This is a genomic window from Streptomyces sp. NPDC030820 (genome assembly GCF_055572075.1).
The window spans coordinates 1-25343 of record NZ_JBVIEB010000004.1; the positions used below are offsets into that span (position 1 = coordinate 1).

The window sequence follows — 25343 nt, forward strand, 5'->3', positions numbered from 1 at the left end:
GCTTCCTTTGTACTCACCCTCTCGGGCTTTCCTCCGGGCGCTTCCCTTCGGTGTTTCCGACTCTATCAGATCTTTTCTCGACCCGATTTCCTCGGCGCTTTCCAGGCTTCCGCTCTCGCGGTTTCCTTTCGGGCGTTTCCGACTTTATCAGAAGTTCTTGGCCGGTCTGACCGGCCGCTCATTTCTGAGTAATCGGGAGGTGCTCCTGCGAGATGTCGTTTCCGACTTCTCTCGAAGCTCGTAGAGTCTAACCTTCGCCGATGAACTTGTCCAGTTCCAGGCAACTGTTTGAATCTACCTCCCCACGCCATCCGTGTCAACGGCTCTTGCGGGGCGAAGAGGAGACTAGCAGGTCACAGGGGTGGAACGCACATCACGCCGCGGTGGGCACCGAGGCGCTGCGGCCCGTCGCTTCTAGATCGCCGGTCTCACCTGCGCGTACCGCTCGGCCGCCCAGGACGTAGACGTACGTCAGGAATACCAGCTCGGCCAGGACGCCGATTCCGATGCGGGCCCAGGTGGGCAGGCCGGACGGGGTGACGAAGCCTTCGATGGCGCCGGAGACGAAAAGGACCAGGGCGAGTCCGATCGCCATGCCGACGGCAGCGCGCCCTTCCTCGGCGAGAGCGGTGCGCCGGCTGCGGTGACCGGGGTCTATGAGTGTCCAGCCCAGGCGCAGTCCCGTACCGGCGGCGACGAAGACGGCGGTCAGTTCGAGCAGGCCGTGCGGAAGGACCAGGCCGAGGAATGTGTCGAGTCGGCCTGCGGAGGACATCAGGCCGAAGCCGACGCCCAGGTTGAGCATGTTCTCGAAGAGGATCAAGAGGACGGGCAGGCCCAGGAAGACACCCAGGACCAGGCACATCGCGGCTGCCTGGGCGTTGTTCGTCCACACCTGGGCGGCGAAGGCCGCCGCGGGATGGCTGGAGTAGTACGTCTCGTACTCGCCGCCGGGGCGGGTCAGCTCGCGCAGGCGGCTGGGCGCCGCGATCGACGACTGGACGTCCGGGTGGGTGCCGATCCACCAGCCCAGGAGGATCGCGATGGCCGTGGAGACCAGTGCCGTGGGGACCCACCAGTGGCGAGTGCGGTAGACCGCGGCCGGGAAGCCCTGGCCCAGGAAGCGCGTGATGTCACGCCATGAGGCGCGGCGGGTGCCGGTGACGGCGCTACGCGCGCGTGCCACCAGTTGGCTGAGCCGTCCTGTCAGCTGCGGGTCCGGGGCGCTGGACTGGATGAGGGACAGGTGGGTGGCGGTGCGCTGGTAGAGGGCGACGAGTTCGTCGGCCTCGGCGCCGGTGAGGCGGCGTCGGCGGCGGAGCAGGGTGTCGAGGCGGTCCCATTCGGCTCGGTGTACGGAGACGAAGACGTCCAGGTCCATCGGGTCTGCCCGCTCCTCGGCTGGTCGTCGACTCTCGTCGTGGATGCTCTTGATCGCGGTCAGATAGTCGCACTGAGGCGCGATGTGCCCACAGCTTGGCAGACTTGCGCTTCCGGGGGCAGATCAGGGAAGGACGGCGGGCGTGAGTGAGCTGGTGACGGGCGAGGCGGTGGCGCTCGAACTGCGGCCGGCAAAGCTGCCGAGCAGGGCGCTGGCCGTGTTGCTCGATCTCGTGGTGGCCGTGGTCGCGTACACCGTCGCCACCATCGCGGTGGTGGTGTCGACCGCGTCGCTGGACGAGGCCGCGCAGGTGGCGCTGTCGATCGCGACGTTTCTGCTGGTGCTGGTCGGCGGGCCGATCGCGGTGGAGACGCTCAGCCATGGGCGTTCGCTGGGGAAGCTGGCGTTCGGTCTCCGCGTGGTGCGGGACGACGGTGGGCCGATCCGGTTCCGGCACGCGCTCGTGCGGGGCGCGATCGGTGTGGTCGAGATTCTGCTGACGTTCGGTGTGATCGCCTGCATCGCCTCACTGGTGTCGGCACGCGGCCGACGGCTCGGTGACGTGTTCGCGGGCACGCTGGTCGTGCGTGAACGGATACCGGCCGGTCGGGCCGGCTTTGTTCCGCCGCCGCCTCCGTGGCTGGCGGGGCGGTTCGCCGAGCTGGATCTGTCAGCGGTGCCGGACGGGCTGTGGCTGGCGGTTCGGCAGTACCTGACCCGGATCGGGCAGCTCGATCCGCAGGTCTCGGCAGGGATGGCCCAGCGGCTCGCGGCCGACCTCGCGGCGCGGACGGGGGCTGCTGTGCCGCAGGATCTTCCGGCGGCCGCCTTCCTGGCCGCTGTGGTGCACGAGCGGCAGTCGCGTGAGGCCCGGCAGGTGTTCGGCGTCGCTGGATTCGCCCCACAGGCGGCCGCGCCCGGCGCACCGGCCGCTTATCAGCCGCCGGATTCTGCTCCGCGGCCGGTTTCTGCTCGGCCGCCGGCTTCTGCGGCTGCCGGGGCGCAGAAGCCCTCTCGGTCAGACCGGCCGCAGGACTGGGCCGAGCCGCCGCGGGCTCCGCTTCCGGAGGGGGCCGTACCTGGGCGGGACGAGCCGCCTGCGGACCGCCCGGCCACCGGTTTCGCGCCGCCGGCGTAGAAGCGGCGGGTCCCCTCGGTCCCCTTCCGGTCGTCTCGTCGGGCGGGGACTGTCCCGGCGGTCTCTCCGGTCCCGGCGTTCAGTCGAACCTCGACGGCGGTGACTGGAGGTCCTCCAGCTCGATTCCGGGCGCGGCCAGGACGACGTCCCCGGCGATGTGAACGGTGTGCCGCTCACCCGTGTCCAGGGCTGTGACCTGGTATTCGTCCACGGTCAGGGGGCCGTTGTCAGTGGCGTGTGCTTCGCTGTTCACCAGGGCCCAGGACTGGTCCACGGTGCGGGGGGCGAGGACCGGGTCCGTGAAGGCGACCAGCCGTAGGCGGGTCGCGTCGGACGAGGGGGTGAGGCGCAGGAGACGGGCGGTGGCGACGAGGAACGCGGGGGACGTCCCGGTGAAGGCGTGGGCGCGCACATTGCCTTCGGTGGCATGGGTTCCGGTGGGGTCGGTGCGGACCCAGGTGACGCCGTCGAGGGCCGCTCCGCGCACCTGCCACTCCCCCGCGTGGAGTTCGAGGCGGATGGGGCGGCCGAGGTCGTCCAGGGCGAGGTCGACCGAGCCGCGGTCAGCGCCGCCGGGGCTGGTCAGCCGGGAGACATAGCGCCAGCCGGAGGGACCGGGGGCGCACTGGAAGTGTTCTTCGCCGAGGGGGGTGTGATCGTGCGGATCGTGGAGCGAATAACGGCCGCGGGGCATGGGGGTCCTGGGTCTTCGACGGGCTGACGGGTCCGGCCGGACTGCCGGTTTCTCCGGTGCTGTCCGGGCGGACCGGCCAAAGGGGCAGGCCCCCGGCACGGGGGTGCGGGGGCCTGCCTCGGGGGACCTGCTGCCGGGGAGCACGCTGGTGCACCGGTGTGCTCCTCGGCGGGCGGGACTATGGAGTCGCCGGCTCAGTAGCGGTAGTGGTCCGGCTTGAACGGGCCGTCGACCTCCACGCCGATGTACGCGGCCTGCTCCGGGCGCAGCTTGGTGAGCTTGACGCCGAGCGCGTCCAGGTGGAGGCGGGCGACCTTCTCGTCGAGGTGCTTGGGCAGCACGTAGACGCCGGTCGGGTACTCGTCGGGCTTGGTGAACAGCTCGATCTGGGCCAGGGTCTGGTCCGCGAAGGAGTTGGACATCACGAACGACGGGTGACCGGTGGCGTTGCCCAGGTTCAGCAGGCGGCCCTCGGACAGCACGATGATGACCTTGCCGTCCGGGAACTTCCAGGTGTGAACCTGCGGCTTGACCTCGTCCTTGACGATGCCGGGGACCTTGGCGAGGCCGGCCATGTCGATCTCGTTGTCGAAGTGACCGATGTTGCCGACGATCGCCTGGTGCTTCATCTTCGCCATGTCCGACGCAAGGATGATGTCCTTGTTGCCGGTGGTGGTGATGAAGATGTCGGCGGTCTCCACGACCTCGTCCAGGGTGGTGACCTGGTAGCCGTCCATCGCCGCCTGCAGGGCGCAGATCGGGTCGATCTCGGTGATGATCACACGGGCGCCCTGGCCGCGCAGGGACTCGGCGCAGCCCTTGCCCACGTCGCCGTAGCCGCAGACGACGGCGGTCTTGCCGCCGATCAGGACGTCGGTGGCGCGGTTGATGCCGTCGACCAGGGAGTGGCGGCAGCCGTACTTGTTGTCGAACTTCGACTTGGTGACGGAGTCGTTGACGTTGATCGCCGGGAAGAGGAGGGAGCCCTCGCGCTGCATCTCGTACAGACGGTGGACACCGGTGGTGGTCTCCTCGGTGACGCCGCGGATCTCCGAGGCCAGCTCGGTCCACTTCTGGGGGTTCTCGCCCAGCGTGCGGTGCAGCAGCTGGAGGATGACGCGGTGCTCGTCGGACTCGGCGGTGTCCAGGGCGGGGACCTCGCCGGCCTTCTCGTACTCGACGCCCTTGTGGACGAGGAGGGTGGCGTCGCCGCCGTCGTCCAGGATCATGTTCGGGCCGCCGGTGCTGGTGTCCGGCCAGGTCAGCGCCTGCTCCGTGCACCACCAGTACTCCTCCAGGGTCTCGCCCTTCCAGGCGAAGACCGGGACGCCCTGCGGGTTGTCGGGCGTGCCGTTCGGGCCGACGGCGACGGCGGCGGCCGCGTGGTCCTGGGTGGAGAAGATGTTGCAGGAGGCCCAGCGGACGCGGGCGCCGAGGGCGACCAGGGTCTCGATGAGCACGGCGGTCTGCACGGTCATGTGCAGGGAGCCGGTGATGCGGGCGCCGGCGAGGGGCTGGGCCTCGGCGTACTCCTTGCGGATCGCCATCAGGCCGGGCATCTCGTGCTCGGCGAGGGTGATCTCCTTGCGGCCGAACTCGGCCAGGGAGAGGTCGGCGACCTTGAAGTCCTGTCGGTTGTCGACAGTCGTCATTGCGAGCTGCTCCTCGGTGTCGGGTCGAGGGTGGGTACGGCTGGTCTGCGCGGCGGCGGACACACGGGTGCCCGAGATGAGGACACTGGCATGCCCACGTGCGCGCAGCGCAGTCCGTCGGAGGCCCTCTCTCCCTCGGTCGGTCCGCGAGGGACCGCCCGACCGCCATCAGCAGCGACGTCTGGCTCCGTCCCAAGCTACACCGGACGGACCGGTCGGCCCCAGTCCGCCTCCGCATGGTTCGAGCCGTCCGGGAGGCGGTTTCGAGGGGTGGGGAGGGTACAGGAGCCCGTCGGCAGGGGTCTGGTGTGAGGAGACAGACAAAGGCTCGGCTGGTCTTCAGGGTCCGCACCCTTTGTCCTGGGTGTGCGCGGACGCGGTGCTGGGCCGGGTGGCGGATGACCGCACAGATGCACGCATGCCGCAGATGCCCGGGTCGGTGCCGCCGCCGCTCGGCGGGAGCTGTGGTCCCGGCTCAGTGGTCGGCGGCGTGCGGGGTCGGGCCGCCCGGGGTGGCCTCCGGGTCCGGGCCCTTGGCTGCCTCGGCCTCGCTGTAGATGTCCGGTTCCAGGTAGATGACGCGGGCGATGGGAACGGCGGCGCGGATGCGGGCCTCGGCGGCGTTGATGGCGTTCGCGACCTCGGCGGCCGTGTCGTCGTGCCGCACGGCGATCTTGGCGGCGATCAGCAGCTCCTCGGGGCCGAGGTGGAGCGTGCGCATGTGGATGACGCCGGTGACCGTGTCGCCGTCGACCGTGGCCTCCTCGATCTTCTTGATCACGTCCAGGCCCGCCGCCTCGCCGAGCAGCAGCGACTTGGTCTCGGCGGCCAGGACCAGGGCGATGCAGACGAGCAGGACACCGATGCAGACCGTGCCGATGCCGTCCCAGACGCCGTCGCCGGTGAGCACGGCCAGGCCGACGCCGAGGAGGGCCAGGACCAGACCGATCAGCGCGCCGAAGTCCTCCAGCAGGACGACGGGCAGCTCGGGGGCCTTGGCGCGGCGGATGAACTGCGCCCAGCTCAGTCTGCCGCGCAGTTCGTTGGACTCCTTGATGGCCGTGCGGAAGGAGAAGCCCTCGGCGATGACCGCGAAGACCAGGACGCCCACCGGCCAGTACCAGTGCTCCAGTTCGTGCGGGTGGCTGATCTTCTCGTAGCCCTCGTAGATGGCGAACATGCCGCCGATGGAGAACAGGACGATCGAGACCAGGAAGGCGTAGATGTAGCGCTCGCGGCCGTAGCCGAAGGGGTGCTGCGGGGTCGCCTCGCGCTGGGCCTTCTTACCGCCGATGAGCAGCAGGAACTGGTTGCCGGAGTCGGCGATCGAGTGGACGCCCTCGGCGAGCATCGAGGAGGAGCCGCTGAACGCGAACGCCACGAACTTCGATGCCGCGATCGCGAGGTTGGCGCCGAGTGCCGCCACGATCGCCTTCGTACCGCCTGACGCGCTCATGAGTCCGCGTTGTCCCTTCGCCTCTGAGGCCCTCGGAGCCCCCGTACGTCCGCGCCGCCAGGCGTGCCCCGGCTTTGCCCGGCCTTTGCCGGTGGGCCATTCTTGCAGCCCGGCCGGGCTCGGCCGCGTCAGGTATCCACAACCCCGGTCATACGATCACAGTGGCACGGAAGAGCGTGCCCGTGCCCGAGATCTCCGCCGTCTCGCCGGCCGGGACGAAGACCGACTGCCCCGGGCTCAGCTCGTGCTCGCCGGCGCGCACCGAGCCGGCCGTGCAGAGCAGGATCTGCGGGGTGTCGAGGGTGAGGTCCAGGGCGGCGCCGCCCTCGGGGAGGACGTACCGGGAGAGGCGGAACTCGTCGATGGGCGTGTCGTAGACCTCCTCGCCGGCCGCAGAGGCCTCGGGGCGCAGTACGCCCGGGTCGCCGGCCTCGAAGCGGACGACGCGCAGGAGTTCGGGGACGTCGACGTGCTTGGGGGTCAGGCCGCAGCGCAGGACGTTGTCGGAGTTGGCCATGATCTCGACGCCGAGGCCGCTGATGTACGCGTGCGGGATGCCGGCGCCGAGGAACAGGGCCTCGCCGGGCTGCAGGCGGACGTGGTTCAGCAGCATGGCCGCGATGACGCCGGGGTCACCCGGGTAGTGCTGGGCGAGATCGGCGTAGGGGGTGTAGTCGCCGCCGAGGCGGGCGCAGGCGGCGCTTGCCTCGGCGACCGTCCGGGCCATCTCCTCCGGGTCGGCGGTGAGGATCGCGGTGAGCACCTCGCGCAGGGCCGCGTCCTCGGGGCGGGCGTGCAGCAGGTCGACGTACGGCTTGAGGGAGGCGACGCCGAGCCCGTCGAGCAGGTCGGCGGCCCGGACCGGGTCGCGGAAGCCGCACAGGCCGTCGAACTCGGTGAGCGCGCAGATCAGTTCGGGCTTGTGGTTGGCGTCCTTGTAGTTGCGGTGCGGGGCGTCCACCGGGATGCCGCGGCGCTCCTCGTCGGCGTAACCCTCCCCGGCCTGTTCCAGGTTGGGGTGCACCTGGAGGGACAGGGGCGCGCCGGCGGCGAGGATCTTGAGGAGGAAGGGCAGGCGCGGACCGAACTTCGCCACTGCGGCCTTGCCCAGCTCCGCCTCCGGGTTCGCGTCGATGACCTCGACGAGCGTCCCGCGAGCGGTGCGCGAGGGGGCTCCGGGGTGCGCGCCCATCCACATCTCCGCCTGCGGTTCACCGGTCGGCTCGACGCCGAGGAGGTGCGGGATGGCGGTGGGGGAACCCCAGGCGTAGGGGCGGATGGTGTTGTCGAGGCGGTCCATGTGTCTTCTCTGTCTCCGTACGTACGGCTGCCGGGCCGGCGTCGGTGGCGGCGCCGGTGCCGGTGCCGGTTGCCGTGCTGATGGTGGGCGCGGGTTTTCCGGCCCGTAGCCAGATCAGGCCCTCGAAGCGAGCGCCAGGTAAACGGCGGCGAAATCCGTGACGGCGATCAGTTCAGCGAGGGACTCCAGTTCGCCGCCTTCCTCGGGTTCGAGTTCGCTGATCGGCGTGTCGTGGCTGAGGGCCAGGTCACGGGCGGCGGGGGCGGCCGTGAAGCCACTGTTCGGGCGGTCGCGGAGCAGCACCACGCGCGCGTGCAGCGCGGGCGGCTCCTCGACGCGGTCGCGGAAGAAGTCGTCGGGGTCGGCGCTGGCGGCCAGCGGGCCGGCCAGCAGGGCGCTGTGCGCGGAGAGCGCCTCGGGGAGTTCGGCGACGAGGGCGGGGCGGCCGGCGAGTTCGGCGAGGGCGGCGGCGAAGCGGTGGCCCGCGGGACCCGCCGAGGGCCCTTCCGTCCAGACCACGGGGAGTGCGTCGGCGAGTTCGGCGGCGAGGGTCTTGGCCGGGTTGCTGTAGGTCGCGATGGCGGGGCCGCAGCGCTCGGCGATGTGGTCCAGGCGGTCGGCGACCTTCTCCAGGGCGTCGGGCGGGGCGCTGATCAGTCCGACTCGGTCCAGCAGCGCCAGCAGCGGGGTGAGCAGCGCCCAGAAGACGCCCGGGGAGGACGCGGCGAGGGGTTCCTCCTGGTCGTACGGCGCCGTCGCCATCGGTACGAACAGCCCGTGGGCGCCGGTGACCGCCTCCGCGAGCGGGGTGCCGGCCGGGGCCACGGCGACGACCGAGCAGCCGCGGCGGTAGGCCTGGTCGGTGAGGAGGGACAGGCTCGGTTCGGTGCCGTCCGGGGTGGCGATCAGCAGGAGGTCCACGGAGCCGGCCCAGCCCGGGAGCTCCCAGCGCAGCGCGCCCGCGGCCGGGGCCACGCCGGTCGGGGCCAGGCGGACCACGGGGCTGCCGACGCCGGCCAGGGTGCCGAGGAGGTCGGCGGTGTGGGTGGCGGCGGCGCCGGGGCCGGCGATGAGGACGGCGCGGGGGCGGCCGTCGGGCTTGAGGTCGCCGACGCCGGCCTCGGTGGCGTGCCGGGCGGCGGTGCGGACGCGGGCGCCGGCCTCGGCGGCGCCGCGCAGCAGACCTCGGCGGTCGGCCTGGGCGAGGCCCTCCGGGGTGTCGAGCAGCGATTCGTCCAGCATGGGCGGGTTGCCTCCGATCGCCGGGGTCCGTGCGGGTTGTCTACGGCCTGAGGGGCGTCGTCACTGGGGGCGGCGGGCCTCGTCCACGAGGAGGACCGGGATGTCGTCGCGGACGGGGTAGGCGAGGCCGCAGTCCTGGCCTGTGCAGATCAGCTCGGTGCCCTGCTCCTTGAGGGGAGCGTGGCAGGCCGGGCAGGCGAGGATCTCCAGGAGGCCGGCTTCCAGCGGCATGGCGTGTCCCTTCGGGGGCGATGCTTCGTGACTGTGGATGTGCCTGGTCAGCGTACCGCTGGTGGACAGGCTGAGCTGGGCGGTCTGCTGGAAGGCGAGGTCCCGGCGTCGCGGCCCGGGCCGCCGCGAAGTGGCCCGGGCCGCCGTACCGACCGGAGGGCGTCCGCCTCAGGCCCTGATGATCGACAGGGCCTCGTCCCTGATCTTGCTCATCGTGGCCTCGTCCTTCGCCTCGGCGTTCAGGCGGAGGAGGGGCTCGGTGTTGGAGGGGCGGACGTTGAACCACCAGTCGGGGGCGGCGACGGTGAGGCCGTCGAGGTCGTCCAGGGCGATGTCGGCGCGGTTCTCGTACGCGGAGCGGATCGCGGCGAGGCGGGCGGACTGGTCGGCGACGGTGGAGTTGATCTCGCCGGAGCCGACGTAGCGGTCGTACTGGGCGGTGAGGGCGGACAGCGGGCCCTCCTGGCCGCCGAGGGCCGCCAGGACGTGCAGGGCGGCCAGCATGCCCGTGTCGGCGTTCCAGAAGTCCTTGAAGTAGTAGTGCGCGGAGTGCTCGCCGCCGAAGATCGCACCGGTGCGCGCCATCTCGGCCTTGATGAAGGAGTGGCCGACGCGGGTGCGGACCGGGGTGCCGCCGTTCTCCTTCACGACCTCGGGGACCGTACGCGAGGTGATCAGGTTGTGGATGATCGTGCCCTTGCCGCCGTTGCGGGCGAGTTCGCGGGCGGCGACCAGCGCGGTGATCGCGGACGGGGAGACCGGGTCACCGTGCTCGTCGACGACGAAGCAGCGGTCGGCGTCGCCGTCGAAGGCGATGCCGAGGTCGGCGCCCTCCGCCGGGACGCGCTTTTGCAGGTCCACCAGGTTGGCCGGGTCGAGCGGGTTGGCCTCGTGGTTGGGGAAGGTGCCGTCCAGTTCGAAGTACATCGGGACGAGGGTCAGGGGCAGGCCGGCGAAGACCGAGGGGACCGTGTGGCCGCCCATGCCGTTGCCTGCGTCGACCACGACCTTCAGCGGGCGGATGGAGGTCAGGTCGACGAGCGAGCGGAGGTGCGCCGCGTAGTCGTCCAACGTCTCACGGGCAGTCAGGGTTCCCGGCTGGGCGACCGGCTCGGGGGCGCCCGACTCCAGCCAGCGCTCGACCAGTTCGCGGATCTGCGTGAGGCCGGTGTCCTGGCCGACCGGGGCGGCGCCCGCGCGGCACATCTTGATGCCGTTGTACTGGGCCGGGTTGTGGGAGGCCGTGAACATCGCGCCGGGGAGATTCAGGGCGCCGGAGGCGTAGTAGAGCTGGTCGGTGGAGCACAGGCCGATCTCGGTGACGTCCACGCCGCGGTCCGCCGCGCCGCGCGCGAAGGCGCGGGTCAGGCCGGGGGACGAGGGCCGCATGTCGTGGCCGACGACGATGGCCGCCGCACCCGTCACCTCCGCGAAGGCGGCGCCGAAGAGCCCGGCCAGTGACTCGTCCCACTGGTCCGGAACCACTCCGCGTACGTCGTACGCCTTCACGATCTGCGACAGATCAGCAGCCACGGCCAACCCTCCTGAAAGTCCTATGGGTGCCCACAAACTACCCGTCCGGGGTAAGGGGCAGGTGTGCGGACACCAGGTGGACGCCCAGTCGTAACCAGGGGTGGGGTGCCGTGCGCCGGCTTGACGGGCGAAGCGGTGGGCTCAGTTGTCCGGGGAGCGCAGGACCCGCAGGTGGCCGCGGCGGGCGACCTCCATGGGGTCCGCCGTACGGGCTCCGCCGCCTCCCGCCTCGGCCGCGCGCTCCTGGGGGCGGGCCGCCTCGCGCACGGCGTTCGCGAGCGCCTCCAGGTCGTCTCCGCTGGGCCGCGCGGGGGCTGAGCCGTCGAGGAGGCGGACGACCTCCCAGCCGCGGGGGGCGGTGAGGCGTTCGGAGTGCTCGGCGCACAGGTCGTAGCAGTGCGGCTCGGCGTAGGTGGCGAGCGGGCCGAGGACCGCGGTCGAGTCGGCGTAGACGTACGTCAGCGTCGCGACGGCGGGTCGGCCGCAGGCGGTGCGCGAACAGCGACGTACAGGGCTCACGACGTTGGACGGTACCGCACTCTTGAGCGGGCCGCGACGACTCTCCACCAGGTCACTCCACCGTGTCGTGCTGTGACACGCCCCACACACCCCTTCGGGGAGGCCATGCTGACCTGCGCGGACGGGTTCTCGGCGGATTTTGGGCGCGACTCGATACGGTCACGACTCGGCACAAACACCGTCAATTGCCTTGAGTTCGGCGGTCTTGGAGGGTTACGGAAACGAGCCAGACGTTGGCCGGAACGGTCAACCTGCGACATGGAGTGGAGAGGGCCGATCGGAGCCGAACGCGGCCGATCAGCGGCGGGCTGATCGGCGGGGGCCATGATCGGCCAGGGAAGGGGGGATGTGCTCGCCGGGGCGGGCTGATCGGGAGTGCCTCGTCGGGCGTTCCTGGGCGGGCATGCCTGGGCGGGGTGGGGTGAGGAGTGGGTTGCCGTGTGGGGGCGGGCGGGGGAAGCGTGCTGGGACTACGCTTCCCCAGTGATGGACAACCGTGTACCGCCCCGTGCCGCCGGCCCCGGGCCCCGTCGCCGTGATCGTCACGGAAGGGGCATGAGGGGGCCGATCGCGCCGCCGCAGGTGCCGCTGGCGGCCAGCCGTGCCGATGCGTTCGCGGACCTGGTGCAGGACTCCGTGGAGCGTCTCGAGCGGCGGTGGCCGCAGCTTGCCGACATCGACTTCCTGGTGCTGGAGGTGCCCCGGCTGGAGGGGCGGGGTGAGCAGGTGTGGAGTGACGAGGCCGTGCCGTTGGGCGGGGTCGTTCCCGCGCGGGACGGGCGGCCGGCGCGGGTGGTCGTGTACCGGCGGCCGGTGGAGATCCGGACCAAGGGGCGGGACGAGCGGGCCGCGCTGGTGCATGAGGTGGTCGTGGAGCAGGTGGCCGAGTTGCTCGGACTGACTCCGGAGACCGTGGATCCGCGGTACGGGGAGGACTAGGCCCTGCGGGGCCCTGCGGGGCTACGGCGGTGTGGGTGCCCTGTGCTGCGTGGGTGCCCTGTGCTGTGGCTGGACACCCACGCCGGCTTGCTGTGGTTGGACACCCCCGTCGGCTTTACTTCTGCAGGACCGACAGATCCTCCGTCGTCGTCGGTACCGCCACCATGCCCCGGTCGTTCGGGAGGGTTTGGATGGTGAAGCCGGGGATGCCCGACTCCGTGGCGGAGAGGGTGCGGGAGGCGTAGACCGGGCCGCCGGAGACGGTTTCGACGGTGAGGGCGTAGGTGCCCTGCAGGCCGGAGGGGACGGGGAAGGGGACGTTCTGCGTGCTGCCGGACTTGATCGTGAACGTCTTCGTCGTCGCCGTACCGCCCTCGCTGCCCGCCGACGCGGTGACCTTGACCGTGGCGGTGGCCGTGGGCGCGGTCAGGGCGAGAGCCGTGCCCTTGGCGCTGTTGTCGGCCGAGGTCGCGCGGGTGCCGACGGGGGCCGTGGCCGGGATGAAGGCCGTTTCCTGTTTGTCGCCCTTGCCGCGGACCACCCGGAGGGCCGCCACCACCGGGACCGACTGGTCCGTGGGGGTCAGGACCAGGGAGCCCGCCTCGCCGCGGGTCACCGCGCCGAGGTCGGCCGTGGTCGTCATGCCCGACTTCACGTGCAGGGTCTCGTTGCCCGCCGGGGTGATCAGGCCGTCCGGTGAGGCCAGGCGGATCTTCAGATCGGCGTCGTCGCCGCCGGGGGTGAAGGCGATCAGGCGGACGTCGGTGGCGTCCTTCGGGATGCCGGGCAGGACCAGGCTGCCGGCCGGGTCGGCGGCCGCGGCGAGCCAGTCGCCGCCCGTCTTGTCGTCCAGGGCCTGCACCGACGCGCCGACCCGGCCGCTGCGCACGCTGATGTGCACGGTCAGGTCGGCCTGCTGTTCGTCGGTGAGGGTGGAGAGCAGGATCGGCTTGCTCGCGTGCGGCGGGATGGTCTGGTTCTCGCCGAGCGGGGACTTGATCGCGCCGTCCTTGCCGTACAGCTCGATGTCGACGACAGCGGCGGCGGCGTCGGGGTTGGTCAGGTGGACGTAGTCGGTGCGGCCGGCGGCCGTGCTGGCGCCCGGGAACCAGAAGTCGGTGTCTGCGGCGGCGCAGTTGACTCCTTGTAGGCCGCGGCCGGTGCCGGCGGCGACCTCGGTGGTCTCCTGAACGGTCCAGCCCGGCGCGAACTTCCCGTCGGCGGTGCCGATGAGCGCGGGCGCGTCGGCGCCGGAGGTGTCACCGGTGGCCGGGGTGCCCGGGGCCTTCGGGGTGAGCACCGGCTGGTCCGCCGTCTGCTTCCCGCCCTTGGACCCCTTCGAGCCCTTGCCTGTCTGGGAGTTGCCCGTGCCGTCCGCCGAGTCAGCGCCCGCCGCCTGGAGTTCGGCCTTGCCGCTGCCGGCCACGCCCTGGGTGACGGGCGTGAACGACGTGTACGACGTGTCGGCGATGTCCGAGATGCTCGGTGCCGGGCACAGCAGGCTCGTGCGCTGCACGGGGAGGTTCGCGGCCGCTTGGGGGGCGGCGGCACCGGACGCGGACGGGCCGTCGAACGCGGTGAACGCGGTGACGGCGGCCAGCGCGCTGCCGGCGGCGATCAGGGACAGGGTGGTGCGGTTCACTGCTGGCTCCCGTCGGGGCGCTCACTGCCGGTGCCGTGGGGGTGCTGGGCCGGGTCGTAGCCCTGCTGGGCGGGGTCGTAGACCGGGTTGTAGCCCTGCTGGTAGGCCGTCGGGTCGTACGGCATCTGGTCGGCCGTACCGCCGTACGCGTACGGGTCGTACTGGCCCTGGCCCGTCTGGTACGGGTCGGCGGCCGGGTACGCCTGCTGGTCGTAGTCGGAGGACTGATACTGGCCGCCGGCCTGGTACGGGTCGGTTCCGTAGCCCGCGTATCCGGCGTCCACGTACGTCCCCTGGTCCCACTGCTCGTAGGACTGCTGGTGGGGTACGGCGGCCGGGGGCTCCTCCGACAGGGGCGGTGCCGCCGGCTGCCCCTCACCGACCTGCTCCTCGCCGGCCTGTTCCGCATCGGCCTGTTCCTCGGCCTGGGCGCGCAGGCGCCGGGCGCGGCGGCCCTCGCCGGCGGTCGCCTGTGCGGGCAGCGGCTCCTCCTCGGGCAGGTCGTCGTCGACGTCGCGGCGGCGGCCCGGCAGGGCGAGGACGACCAGGACGACGGCGAGCGCGCCCTGGGCCCACAGCCAGGCGGTGTGGGTGATCGGGTCGGTGTAGGTAACGTCCAGCCTGCCGCCGTCGGCGGGCAGTTGGAAGCCCTGGGCCCAACCGTCGACCGTGGTGCGGGTGAGCACACGGCCGTTGAGGGTGGCCGTCCAGCCGTCGGAGGCGGTGTCGGCGAGGCGCAGGACACGGCCGGCCGGGCCGGCGGGAACGGTCGTGTGGATCTCCACCGGTCCGGCACTGACCGGCTGGGCCGTGCCCGAGCCGCCGGCGGGGACGATGGCGGCCCGCGAGACCTCCTGGTCCACGCGGTACAGGGCGCCGCCGTTCTGCTGGCTGAGCCGGCTCAGGCCGGGGGTGGTGTCGAGGACGCGGGTGAAGTCGCGGGGCGCGCCCTTGTGGACGAGGACGTACCGCACGGCGAAGCCGCCGAGTTCGTCGGCCTGGTCGGCGCCGGAGCCGGCGACGAGGTTGGCGACGACCTTGTCCAGCCGGGTGTTCTGGCCGTCGGCGGCGCTGATCTCGGCGTCCCCCATGCGGGCGCCGGAGCCGCGGACCAGGGTGTAGCGCACGCGCGCGGTGGAGTCGCTGTCCAGGATCAGGGTGCGGGCCCGGTCGCCGGTGGTGGAGTCCTCGGCGACGAACGCGGGCACCTGGGTCGGGTCGCGGCGCTCCAGGGGGCCGTCGGCGCCGCGGATCATCCAGCCGGCGGCGACGAGCAGCGGGCCCGCGGCCGAGGCGAAGGCGATCAGGGCGGCGACGGGCTGGCGCCAGCCGAAGCTCTGCTCGGCCACACGCGCGCGTGCGCCGTCGGCGCCGAGGGCGGCGGCGGCCAGCAGGGCGATGCCGTAGACGAGGGTGGCCGGTCCGGCCCAGGCGGACCGGTTGGACAAGGCGGCGAAGACGAGGCCGACCAGGGCGATCGCCCAGGCGGTGCGGATGCCGAGCTGCCGCTCGGAGCGCAGGAGGGCGCCGAGGGCGGCGAGGACGATGCCGATGAGCATCAGTCCGTGCACGGTGCCGGGGCCGCCGGGGCTGGCGCCGAGCAGGTCGAGCGCGGAGGCGGCCGAGGTGCCGTAGGCCAGGCCGGCTTCCTTGAAGAAGCCGGCCGGGAGCAGGGTCAGCGACCAGGGGGCGAGGACCAGTAGTGGCGTGCCGAGCTGGGCGAGGAAGCGCAGGGCGTGGGCGACGAGGTCGCCGCGGCGCAGGACGAGCACGCCGATGCCGAGGAGCAGCGCGATGGGCCAGACGATCGGCGTGAAGGCGGTGGTGATGGTCAGCAGCAGCGCGTACGCCCAGGTGGCGCGCCAACTGCCGCGTGCGCCGGAGCGGTTCGCGAGGCCGCTCGCGGCGATGCCGGCGCGCGCGATGAGCGGCAGCAGCACGGCGAGCACGGCGGTGCCGATGCGGCCGCCGGCCAGGGCGCCGGTGGTGGCGGGCAGGAAGGCGTAGGCGATGGCCGCCCAGGCCCGCAGCAGCCGGGAGGTGACCAGCGGCCGGGAGGCGAAGTAGGCGGTGCATCCGGCGAGCGGTACCGAGGCGACCAGCAGGACCGTCATCGCGAGTCCGGTGGAGCCGAACAGGATCGTGGCGAGGGCCGCGATGATCGCGAGGTAGGGCGGGGCGGAGGGGGTGCCGCCCGCGCCGACCGGGTGCCAGGCGTCGGCGAAGCGGGACCACAGGTCGCCGGCGCCGGCCGGGGCGGGCAGCAGGGCGCCGCCCGCGAGCGCACCGCCGCCGAGCAGGGCGCGGCAGGCTGCCAGGGAGATCAGCAGCAGGACGAGGAAGAGCACGGGGCCGGGCCTGCGGGCGATCCGCTTGAGCCGGGCGAACTGCTCGACCTCCAGGAAGTCGGCGTCGTCGCCGCCGGGCCCGGACTCGACGGCGCCGCCGTGCCGGCCGGCCCGGAAGGTGTCGTCGGAGCCGCTGGTGAAGTTGGCGGCGAGCTGTTCCACGGTGGCCCGGACGGTGGCGCCGGGCGGCGGGAAGAGCTGACGCAGTTCGCCCTTGTCGATCTGCGAGGGTCCGCGGCGGCGCCGGGCGGCGATGATCCGCTCGGGGCGCAACAGGACGCCCAGCAGGCCGCGGATCTCGTCGACGGCCTGGCCGGGCACCTTGCCGACGAGGTAGGCGATGGTCCTCAGGACGGTGCCGAACACGAGCCGCAGCAGCGCCCAGGGCAGCGCGGCGCCGCGGGTGTTGACGAGCAGGGTGTAGACGGCGCCGGCCTTGTCGACCTTGTGCGGGGAGGCGGCGGTGCGGCCCACGCAGTCGACGGTGCGGCGCTCGCGGGAGGCGGCCTCGGCGTGCCGTACGGCGGCGTCGGGGGCGATCAGGACGCGGTGGCCGGCGGCGTGGGCGCGCCAGCACAGGTCGACGTCGTCGCGCATCAGCGGCAGTCGGCGGTCGAAGCCGCCGAGCTGTTCGAAGACGTCGCGGCGGACGAGCATGCCGGCGCTGGAGACGGACAGCACGGTGCGCACGTGGTCGTGCTGGCCCTGGTCCTGTTCACGGCGGTCCAGGCCGGTCCAGCGGCGGCCGGAGTTGGCGATGGAGACGCCGACCTCCAGCAGCTGCCGGCGGTCGTACCAGCCGCGGAGCTTGGGGCCGACGACCGCCACGTCGTCGCGGCCCAGTTCGAGTTCGTTGTCGACGACGCGCAGCAGCTCGGCGAGGGCGTCGGGTTCGGGGGCGCAGTCGTCGTGCAGCAGCCAGAGCCACTGGATGGGCTCGCCGTACGGCAGTTCGGGCAGGTCGTAGGCGTCGTCGCGCCAGGTGCGCGTGACGGGGTCCCAGCCGCTGGGGCGCTTGAGGTACGGCAGCTCTTCCGGGGTGAGGACCGGGGCGGTGCGGCTCGCCTCCTCGACGGCCTGGCCGAAGCCGGTGCGGCGGGCGAGGTGCAGCACGTTGGCGTCGCCGAGGGCGTCGGTGAGCAGCCGGGCGGAGTCGTCCGCGCTGCCGGTGTCGGCGGCCACCGCGTACTGCACGGGGCGCTCCTGGGAGAGCAGCCCGGCGAGCGCGTCGGGCAGCCAGCGGGCGCCGTCGTGGGAGACGAGGACCGCGGTCACCACGTGGCGCGGGAACTCAGGTGCGGCAGCTTGCTCTTGAGCTGCCGTGTGGCTGTGCACGGACATCGAGGTACGGGCCCCGGTTCGATGGACTGCGGTGGACGCCCGCGCCCTCTCGGGGGCCGAGGGGACAGCGGGGCGTCTCGGACGAGCGACCACACTATCGGCTGGCCATGATGACGGCCCGCCGCCTGTGGATAACCCACCGGCGACGGGCCGTTCGTGACGTTCTGGTGTGGATTCGGGTGCGTTGTGTGGTCAGACGGCGGCCTTTTTGAGCCGGCGGCGTTCCCGTTCGGACAGGCCGCCCCAGATGCCGAAGCGCTCGTCGTTGGCGAGGGCGTACTCGAGGCACTCGGAGCGGACCTCACAGGCGAGGCAGACCTTCTTCGCCTCTCTGGTGGAGCCGCCCTTCTCGGGGAAGAAGGACTCGGGGTCGGTCTGGGCGCACAGCGCGCGCTCCTGCCAGCCGAGTTCCTCGTCCGCGTCGTCGACCAGCAGTTGCTGCACCAGCTCGGTCATGTGCGCCCCTCGTCTGTCTTTCGCGTCCCCGTGTGCGTTGCCGTTACCGATTTCGGCTGAACGACACGAGTGAAATTACAAGTGTGCTGCTCCGGGCGAGTCAAGCCGAGATCTGCTATTGGGCCCGTTATTCACTCTGCGGAACCAAGGCAGTGCGGAAAGTGTTCAAATCGCCATAAACCATGACACGCAGACGAGGCCCGGAGGGGCGTCCGGGACCCCGTACGGACATCTATACGGAGAAGGACGCCCCGGCGTTCGATCGCGTTCCGCGAGGCTTGAGCGCCCGGATGTGCCCCATGTGTCCCGCCATCCTGGTGAACAAACCTTTCATCTCCGAGATGCACCGGATGGGGTGAAATCTGTCCCACATACCGGGCGTCGAGTTGACACTGCGGGTGTGAACCGGTGTCCTAGTGGGCATGCTCGCGAACTTGGCACTCACCTCGACCCGCACCGCCGGGTCCCTCGGTGCTGCCCGGTCTCGCTGTAGCTGTTGTCGCTGTTGCAGCTGTTGAGCCACACCTCGCTCCAGCTGTAGGCCCGTGTCCCCCATGACCGGGCTAGCGCTCTCCGTTCCCTCTGGCCTTCTCTCACCGAGGAACCACCGCACGCATGAACAGCGACAACGACCTCCAGATCGCCGGCGACATCCTCGAAGTCCCGCACCTGCTCCAGCCGCCGCGCGAGCACCCGGCCACCGTTGCCGAGTTCGTGGGCCTCGCCCGCCGGATCGCCGCCGACCGCTCCCAGTGGGCACACCTCGTGCGGTACGACGCGACGACCCGCTGGTACCACCGGCTGCGCACCGGCCCCGGCTATGAGGTGTGGCTGCTGTCCTGGGTGCCGGGACAGGGCAGCGGGCTGCACGGCCACGGCCGCTCCTCCGGCGTCCTGACCGTCCTGGAGGGCACGCTCACCGAGCGCACCGAGCGTGCCACGCGCGCGTTGGCGGCCGGTGCCGAGCGGGTGTTCGCGCCGGGGTACGTCCACGAGGTCGTCAACGACACCCTGGAGCCGGCGGTCAGCCTGCACGTGTACCACCCCGGCCTGACCGAGATGCCCATGCACACCTCCCCGCACTGCGAAGCTCGTCCGGTGACTGCCTGACGCGTTGTCGTACCCGCCTGCAACACTTGCCTCATGCGCATTGTGGTTCTGGCAGGCGGCATCGGTGGTGCCCGGTTCCTGCGCGGTCTGAAGCGGGCCGTGCCGGACGCGGACGTCACGGTCATCGGCAACACCGGCGACGACATCCACCTCTTCGGGCTGAAGGTCTGCCCGGACCTGGACACGGTGATGTACACGCTGGGCGGCGGCATCAACGAGGAGCAGGGCTGGGGGCGGTCCGACGAGACCTTCCACCTCAAGGAGGAGCTGGCGGCCTACGGGGTCGGGCCGGACTGGTTCGGCCTGGGCGACCGGGACTTCGCCACGCACATCGTGCGCACGCAGATGCTCGGCGCGGGCTATCCGCTCAGCGCCGTCACCGAGGCGCTGTGCGACCGCTGGAAGCCGGGCGTGAAGCTGATCCCGATGACCGACGACCGCGTCGAGACGCATGTGGCCGTGGAGGTGGACGGCGAGCGCAAGGCGGTCCATTTCCAGGAGTACTGGGTACGGCTGCGGGCCTCCGTCCCCGCCGAGGCCGTGGTCCCGGTCGGCGCCGAGCAGTCCAAGCCCGCGCCCGGGGTGCTGGAGGCCATCGCCGAGGCGGACGTCATCCTCTTCCCGCCGTCCAACCCGGTCGTGTCCATCGGCACCATCCTCGCCGTGCCCGGCATCCGGGAGGCCATCGCGGACGCGGGCGTGCCCATGGTCGGCCTGTCCCCCATCGTCGGGGACGCTCCGGTGCGCGGCATGGCCGACAAGGTGCTCGCCGCGGTCGGCGTGGAGTCGACGGCCGCCGCGGTCGCCGAGCACTACGGCTCCGGACTGCTGGACGGCTGGCTGGTCGACACCGTGGACGCGGCCGCGGTCGAGCGGGTCGAGGCGGACGGCATCCGCTGCCGGGCCGTACCGCTGATGATGACCGACGTCGACGCCGCCGCCCAGATGGCGCGGGAGGCGCTGGCGCTGGCCGAAGAGGTGCGGGGAGCATGAACGGGGAGCGTCCGGAGTACACGGTCCGGGCCCTGTCGGGCATCCCCGAGGTGCAGCCGGGCGACGACCTCGCCAAGCTGATCGCCGCGGCCGAACCGGGCCTGGCCGACGGGGATGTGCTGCTCGTCACCTCCAAGATCGTCTCCAAGGCGGAGGGCCGGGTCGTGCAGGCGGCCGACCGGGAGGCGGCCATCGACGCCGAGACGGTCCGGATCGTGGCCCGCCGCGGCAGCCTCAGGATCGTCGAGAACCGGCAGGGCCTGGTGATGGCCGCCGCCGGGGTCGACGCCTCCAACACCCCCGCCGGCACGGTGCTGTTGCTGCCGGAGGATCCGGACGCGTCCGCGCGCGCGATCCGCGACGGCCTGCGCGCCGCCCTCGGAGTCGACGTCGGCGTGGTCATCACCGACACCTTCGGGCGGCCCTGGCGCTCGGGGCTCACGGACGTGGCGATCGGCGCCGCCGGGGTGCGCGTGCTGGACGATCTGCGCGGCGGCACGGACGTGTACGGCAATCCGCTCAGCGCGACGATCGTGGCCACGGCGGACGAACTGGCCGCCGCCGGCGACCTGGTCAAGGGCAAGGCGGCCGGGCGGCCCGTCGCCGTGGTGCGCGGCCTGCCGCATGTGCTGGCCCCCGAGGACGGCGAGGGCGCGCGGCCGCTGGTGCGGACCGCGCAGGACGACATGTTCCGGCTCGGCACGTCCGAGGCGGTCCGCGAGGCGGTGACCCAGCGGCGCACGGTCCGGGCGTTCACCGACGAGCCCGTGGACCCCGGCGCGGTACGGCGCGCGGTGGCGGCGGCGGTGACCGCGCCGGCCCCGCACCACACCACGCCCTGGCGGTTCGTGCTGCTGGAGTCGGCGGAGTCGCGGGGGCGGCTGCTGGACGCGATGCGGGAGGCCTGGATCGCCGACCTGCGCCGGGACGGCAAGAGCGAGGAGTCCATCGCCAAACGGGTGCGGCGCGGGGACGTCCTGCGCAACGCGCCCTGTCTGGTGGTGCCGTGCCTGGTCATGGACGGCTCGCACCACTACGGGGACGCGCGGCGGGACGGCGCCGAGCGGGAGATGTTCGTCGTCGCGATGGGCGCGGGCGTGCAGAACCTGCTGGTCGCGCTGGCCGGGGAGCGGCTGGGCTCGGCGTGGGTGTCCTCCACGATGTTCTGCCGTGACGTGGTGCGCGAGGTGCTCGACCTGCCCGCGCACTGGGAGCCGATGGGCGCGGTCGCGGTCGGGCATCCGGCCGAGCAGCCGCGCCCGCGGCCGGAGCGGGACGCGGGGGCGTTCATAGAGGTGCGGTGAGTTCGGTCGTACGCGGCCGTAGCCCGCGCAGGACCGCCTAGTCTCGAAGGACGCACCGGCTCCCCAGGACTTCACAGGACCTCATTCGTGGCAGGACGTTTCGCTCAGCGCCCCTCTCGCACGACCGTGCGCGGCGGCCAGGTCGGCGTGCCCGCGGGCGCCGCCGCCGGGATACCGCGGCAGGCGGCGGCTCCGGCGCGGGTACGGCGGTGGATGCCGGACGGGCCGCTCGATCTCGGGCTGGTGCTCGGACCGCTGCGGCGCGGGCCGGCCGACCCCACCTTCCGGGCCACCGCGGACGGATCCGTGTGGCGGGCCAGCCGTACGCCCGCCGGGCCGGGCACGCTGCGGGTGCGGGCGTACGGCGGTGAGGTGCTCGGCGAGGCGTGGGGGCCGGGGGCGGAGTGGCTGCTGGACCGGCTGCCCGAGTGGCTCGGCGCGGCCGACGAGCCAGAGGCGTTCGTGCCCCGGCACCGGGTCGTGGCCCTGGCGCGGCATCGGCGCCCGGGCCTGCGGCTGACGCGGACCGGGCTGGTGCTGGAGTCCTTGATCCCCTCGGTGCTGGAGCAGAAGGTCACGACCGATGAGGCGTACCGGGCGTGGCGGTTGCTCGTGCGGAAGTTCGGGGAGCGCGCGCCCGGACCGGCGGGGGCCGGGCAGCGGCCGCTGTTCGTGATGCCGGCGCCGCGGACCTGGGCGCTGATTCCCTCCTGGGAGTGGCATCGGGCCGGGGTCGACGACAAGCGGGCGTCGACGATTCTGCGGGCCGTACGGGTCGCTGCGCGGCTGGAGCAGGCGGTGGGGATGCCGGCGGTCGAGGCTCAGGCGCGGTTGGAGGTCGTGCCGGGGGTGGGGCCGTGGACGTCGGCCGAGGTGGTGCAGCGCAGTCACGGGGCGGCGGATGCGGTGACGGTCGGGGATCTGCATCTGCCGGGGATCGTGGGGTGGGCGTTGGCGGGGGATCGTCATGCCGACGATGCGGAGATGCTGCGCCTGCTTGAGCCGTATGCCGGGCAGCGGCATCGGGCGGTCCGGTTGATTCTGCTCAGCGGAAACGTGCCTGCGCGCCGGGCGCCGAAGATGCCTCGGGTGGACATCGGGTTGCTGTGAGGCGCCGGGTGCTGCCGCTGAACGAGGGGGCGTGGCTACACGGTTGCTGCGAGCGCCCCGAAGGGGCGCGGGGAACTGCGCGATCCGCCCCCGCGCGCCCGCACCCGGCGACCGCCCATTACCGCCCCGAACCATGGGGGTCTGGGGGCGAGCCCCCAGACCCAGCGGCCCAGGCAACCGTTACTGGTCGGAAGAGAAGCGCACCGCGCCCGCCGGGATGCGGGCGTCGCACCACACGCGTACTCCCTCGCGGAGCTCGTTGTCGGCGCCGATGATCGCGCCGTCGCCGACGACCGTGCCGGTGAGGACCGTGCGTTCGCCCACCCGGGCCCTCGTGCCGATGAGGGAGTCGGTGATGACCGCGCCGGGTTCGATGACGGCACCGGGGAGGATGGTCGAGCCGGAGACCCGTGCGCCCCCGGCCACGAACGCGCCCTCGCCGACCACCGTGCCGCCGGTCAGCTTGGCGTCCGGCGCCACCGTCGCCGTAGGAAGGATCAGCCGGTCGCCGCAGCGGCCGGGGACCGCCGGGGACGGGGCGCGGCCCAGGACCAGGTCGGCCGAGCCGCGGACGAACGCCGCCGGGGTGCCGAGGTCCAGCCAGTACGTGGAGTCGACCATGCCCTGGAGATGGGCGCCGGCCGCGAGGAGGTCCGGGAACGTCTCGCGTTCCACCGAGACCGGCCTGCCCAGCGGGATCGTGTCGATGACCGAGCGGCGGAAGACGTACGCCCCCGCGTTGATCTGGTCGGTGACGATCTCCTCCGGCGTCTGCGGCTTCTCCAGGAAGGCGAGGACACGGCCGGTCTCGTCCGTGGGGACCAGACCGTAGGCCCTCGGGTCCGTCACCTTCGTCAGATGGAGGGAGACGTCCGCGCCGGTCGACCTGTGGGTGTCGACCAGGGCCCTGATGTCGAGGCCCGTCAGGATGTCGCCGTTGAAGATCAGCACCGGCTCGTCGGGGCCGGAGTGCAGGCGCGAGGCGACGTTGCGGATGGCGCCGCCCGTGCCGAGCGGCTCCTCCTCCGTCACGTACTCGATGTGCAGCCCGAGGGAGGAGCCGTCGCCGAAGTACGGCTCGAAGACCTCGGCCAGATAGCTGGTGGCGAGGACGATGTGGTCCACGCCCGCCGCTTTGGCGCGCGCCAGCTGATGCGTGAGGAACGGCACCCCGGCGGCCGGGACCATGGGCTTGGGCGTGTGCACCGTGAGGGGACGCAGCCGGGTGCCTTTGCCGCCGACCAGGAGGATCGCTTCTGTCACCTGTCGTCTCTGCTTCCTGCCGGGACCGGCCGAACTACTCGTTTCACTCGTTTCGGCCGGTCAGTGTATGCAGACCGTAGCGGCGGCGCCCTTGACAACCACGCGGTTTCCCACGAGATCGGTGAGAGAACGGTGTGAGAGCGGCGCGCCCCCGAAGACGGCGCCGAGCGCGCACCCCGGTCGACTCAGCGCCCCTGGTAGCGCGCCGCGCTGGAACGGGCCGTACCGAGCTTGGCGTAAAGCCGTTTGCCGGGGCACTCGGTGGCGAATCCGTCCCGATGGCCGGAGATCACGTTCAGTCGTACCTTCTTACCTTTGGGGTAGAGGTTGCCACCGCCCGACGTGAGATATGTCTTGCCACGCGGATCGACCCCGTAAAGTCCGAGCTTCCACGCGGTGAGCCGGGCGACGGCCGTCACCGCGGCGGCGGGCGGCTTCGTCGCGCTGTACGAGCCGATCACGGCGACGCCCGTGCTGTTGCTGTTGAAGCCGAGGGTGTGTGCGCCGCGGACCGCCTTCGCCACGCCGCCGGCCCGGCCCTCGTAGATGGTTCCGCACTTGTCGACGAGGAAGTTGTAGCCGATGTCCCGCCAGCCCATGCTCGTGACGTGGTAGCGGTAGATACTGCGGATGACGGAGGGGGCCTGGGCGCAGGTGTACTTGTTGCCCGAATCCGTGTGGTGCACGAAGACCGCCTTGACCTTCTCGGTGTAGACGAAACCGGGTTCGCGCAGTGACTCGTCCGCTCCCCAGCCCCGCCGGGTGACGATCCGCGGGCGCGTCCCGATGTACGGCTTGCCCCGCACCGGGCCCTGCAGCCGGGCGAGTTCCCGCTCGGTGGCCCGCCTGCCCAGCGCCGGAATCTCCCGGGCGCCGAAGCCGGCGACGTCGGTGTTGGCGGCCGAGGTCGCACGAGCCGCGTCCGGATCCAGACCGGCGCGGGGCGCGTCGGCCGGCGCGCCCTCGGGCGGCGCCTCCTCACCGGGGTCGACGAGTTCCAGGCGCAGACCGGAGGGCAGCGGGGCCGGCGGGGGCGTCGGTTCGGCCGGGCGACCGCGCGGTGCGCTCCCGGCGACGGCGCGGACCCGTACGTCCACACCGTCGGAGTCGCCCACCCACAGCGGTGCGGTCGACCCGCGCACCCGCCGCGCGTCCCGTTCCGTCGTACCCGGGTCGGCGCCGTGGCCGGCGTTGTGCGTCTCTACGTCCTGCCAGCCGGACCACTCCCGCGTCCGCGCCGACCGCGTCCGCACCTGGACCCGGCCGTGCAACTCGGCGTCCGGGTCGTCCCAGACCACCCCGACCAGCGAGAAGTGCTCGCCGTCGGGCCGGTACAGGCCCTGCTCCGGGGCGGCGCCGAGGACCCGCTCGCGGGAGCGGGGGGCGAGGGGCAGCGAGCGGGTGCCGCCCGGGACACCGGCCTCTGCCGGTCGTGCCGGTGCGGCGGCCGCGGGCGGGGACAGCGACGGAAGCGCGAGGGCCGCGGCGCAGGCGACGCCGATCGAGGAGGCGGCGATCGAGGGGGTGGCGATCGACCGGGCGCCGATGGACGAAGTCAGGAATCCACGCATGGTCAGGATCTTGGACATAGTCATACAAATCTGTCCAACGGTGAGCCGACGGCGAACTGACGGTCCGTCGGAGACCGTTCCGCCGAACCGGTGGCCCCACCGCACGCTGAGCGCGCCCGC

The 25343-nt window shown here is 72.3% G+C and carries 20 protein-coding genes; 6 read left to right on the top strand and 14 right to left on the bottom strand.

Features of this window, described 5'->3' with window-relative positions; all coding sequences use genetic code 11:
- Window positions 1-373: 373 nt before the first annotated feature.
- Window positions 374-1381 carry a stage II sporulation protein M gene (locus tag ACZ418_RS11845; protein WP_468360830.1) on the bottom strand — a complete coding sequence of 336 codons (1008 nt, stop codon included), beginning with the start codon at window positions 1379-1381 and terminating at the stop codon, window positions 374-376.
- Between the two features lie 142 nt (window positions 1382-1523).
- On the opposite strand from ACZ418_RS11845, the gene ACZ418_RS11850 reads away from it, so the two are divergent.
- Entirely contained in the window at window positions 1524-2519 is a 996-nt protein-coding gene (locus ACZ418_RS11850; protein ID WP_468360833.1) for an RDD family protein, read from the top strand.
- Between the two features lie 79 nt (window positions 2520-2598).
- On the opposite strand, the gene ACZ418_RS11855 is transcribed toward ACZ418_RS11850, so the two are convergent.
- From ACZ418_RS11855 to ACZ418_RS11890, 8 genes are all read right to left on the bottom strand, one after another.
- On the bottom strand, window positions 2599-3213 hold the full coding sequence (locus ACZ418_RS11855) for a hypothetical protein (protein WP_468360836.1): 615 nt from the start codon (window positions 3211-3213) through the stop codon (window positions 2599-2601).
- Between the two features lie 194 nt (window positions 3214-3407).
- Window positions 3408-4865: an adenosylhomocysteinase gene (gene ahcY, locus ACZ418_RS11860; protein ID WP_468360838.1), complete on the bottom strand. Its 1458-nt coding sequence runs from the start codon at window positions 4863-4865 to the stop codon at window positions 3408-3410.
- Window positions 4866-5340: 475 nt separating this feature from the next.
- Entirely contained in the window at window positions 5341-6321 is a 981-nt protein-coding gene (locus ACZ418_RS11865; RefSeq protein ID WP_468360840.1) for a cation diffusion facilitator family transporter, read from the bottom strand.
- Window positions 6322-6469: 148 nt separating this feature from the next.
- Entirely contained in the window at window positions 6470-7621 is a 1152-nt protein-coding gene (gene manA / locus ACZ418_RS11870) for a mannose-6-phosphate isomerase, class I (RefSeq protein ID WP_468360843.1), read from the bottom strand.
- A 114-nt stretch (window positions 7622-7735) separates the two neighbouring features.
- Window positions 7736-8863 carry an SIS domain-containing protein gene (locus ACZ418_RS11875; protein ID WP_468360846.1) on the bottom strand — a complete coding sequence of 376 codons (1128 nt, stop codon included), beginning with the start codon at window positions 8861-8863 and terminating at the stop codon, window positions 7736-7738.
- A gap of 60 nt (window positions 8864-8923) precedes the next feature.
- Window positions 8924-9094, bottom strand: coding sequence for a Trm112 family protein (locus ACZ418_RS11880; protein WP_451006663.1), 171 nt, complete (start codon window positions 9092-9094; stop codon window positions 8924-8926).
- A 168-nt stretch (window positions 9095-9262) separates the two neighbouring features.
- Window positions 9263-10627 carry a phosphomannomutase/phosphoglucomutase gene (locus ACZ418_RS11885; protein WP_468360849.1) on the bottom strand — a complete coding sequence of 455 codons (1365 nt, stop codon included), beginning with the start codon at window positions 10625-10627 and terminating at the stop codon, window positions 9263-9265.
- 141 nt (window positions 10628-10768) lie between these two features.
- Window positions 10769-11194, bottom strand: a complete 426-nt coding sequence (locus ACZ418_RS11890; RefSeq protein ID WP_031225760.1) for a DUF3499 domain-containing protein — start codon at window positions 11192-11194, stop codon at window positions 10769-10771.
- Window positions 11195-11632: 438 nt separating this feature from the next.
- Here ACZ418_RS11890 and ACZ418_RS11895 point away from each other — a divergent pair, with 438 nt between their 5' ends.
- Window positions 11633-12085, top strand: a complete 453-nt coding sequence (locus ACZ418_RS11895; RefSeq protein ID WP_142219069.1) for a metallopeptidase family protein — start codon at window positions 11633-11635, stop codon at window positions 12083-12085.
- Window positions 12086-12200: 115 nt separating this feature from the next.
- Here the strand turns inward: ACZ418_RS11895 and ACZ418_RS11900 are convergent, their stop codons facing one another.
- From ACZ418_RS11900 to ACZ418_RS11910, 3 genes are all read right to left on the bottom strand, one after another.
- Entirely contained in the window at window positions 12201-13727 is a 1527-nt protein-coding gene (locus tag ACZ418_RS11900; protein WP_468360853.1) for a DUF5719 family protein, read from the bottom strand.
- Entirely contained in the window at window positions 13724-17416 is a 3693-nt protein-coding gene (locus tag ACZ418_RS11905) for a glycosyltransferase family 2 protein (protein ID WP_468360856.1), read from the bottom strand. Before ACZ418_RS11905 ends, ACZ418_RS11900 begins: the two co-directional genes overlap by 4 nt.
- Window positions 17417-17608: 192 nt before the next feature.
- On the bottom strand, window positions 17609-17872 hold the full coding sequence (locus ACZ418_RS11910; RefSeq protein ID WP_003975777.1) for a WhiB family transcriptional regulator: 264 nt from the start codon (window positions 17870-17872) through the stop codon (window positions 17609-17611).
- A gap of 615 nt (window positions 17873-18487) precedes the next feature.
- Here ACZ418_RS11910 and ACZ418_RS11915 point away from each other — a divergent pair.
- The 4 genes from ACZ418_RS11915 to ACZ418_RS11930 all read left to right on the top strand — a co-directional run bounded on the left by ACZ418_RS11915 (window position 18488) and on the right by ACZ418_RS11930 (window position 22389).
- Window positions 18488-18982: a cysteine dioxygenase gene (locus ACZ418_RS11915; RefSeq protein ID WP_468360859.1), complete on the top strand. Its 495-nt coding sequence runs from the start codon at window positions 18488-18490 to the stop codon at window positions 18980-18982.
- A gap of 33 nt (window positions 18983-19015) precedes the next feature.
- Window positions 19016-19975: a 2-phospho-L-lactate transferase gene (gene cofD / locus ACZ418_RS11920; protein WP_468360862.1), complete on the top strand. Its 960-nt coding sequence runs from the start codon at window positions 19016-19018 to the stop codon at window positions 19973-19975.
- Window positions 19972-21279 (top strand): coenzyme F420-0:L-glutamate ligase, encoded by a 1308-nt coding sequence (locus ACZ418_RS11925; RefSeq protein WP_468360865.1) that lies wholly within the window; start codon window positions 19972-19974, stop codon window positions 21277-21279. Before cofD ends, ACZ418_RS11925 begins: the two co-directional genes overlap by 4 nt.
- Before the next feature lie 87 nt (window positions 21280-21366).
- Window positions 21367-22389, top strand: coding sequence for a DNA-3-methyladenine glycosylase family protein (locus ACZ418_RS11930; RefSeq protein WP_468360868.1), 1023 nt, complete (start codon window positions 21367-21369; stop codon window positions 22387-22389).
- A 180-nt stretch (window positions 22390-22569) separates the two neighbouring features.
- On the opposite strand, the gene manB is transcribed toward ACZ418_RS11930, so the two are convergent.
- Together manB and ACZ418_RS11940 are read right to left on the bottom strand one after the other, a co-directional pair.
- Window positions 22570-23652 (bottom strand): mannose-1-phosphate guanylyltransferase, encoded by a 1083-nt coding sequence (manB, locus tag ACZ418_RS11935; RefSeq protein WP_468360871.1) that lies wholly within the window; start codon window positions 23650-23652, stop codon window positions 22570-22572.
- Window positions 23653-23837: 185 nt separating this feature from the next.
- Entirely contained in the window at window positions 23838-25223 is a 1386-nt protein-coding gene (locus ACZ418_RS11940; protein ID WP_468360874.1) for a peptidoglycan recognition protein family protein, read from the bottom strand.
- Window positions 25224-25343 lie beyond the last annotated feature (120 nt).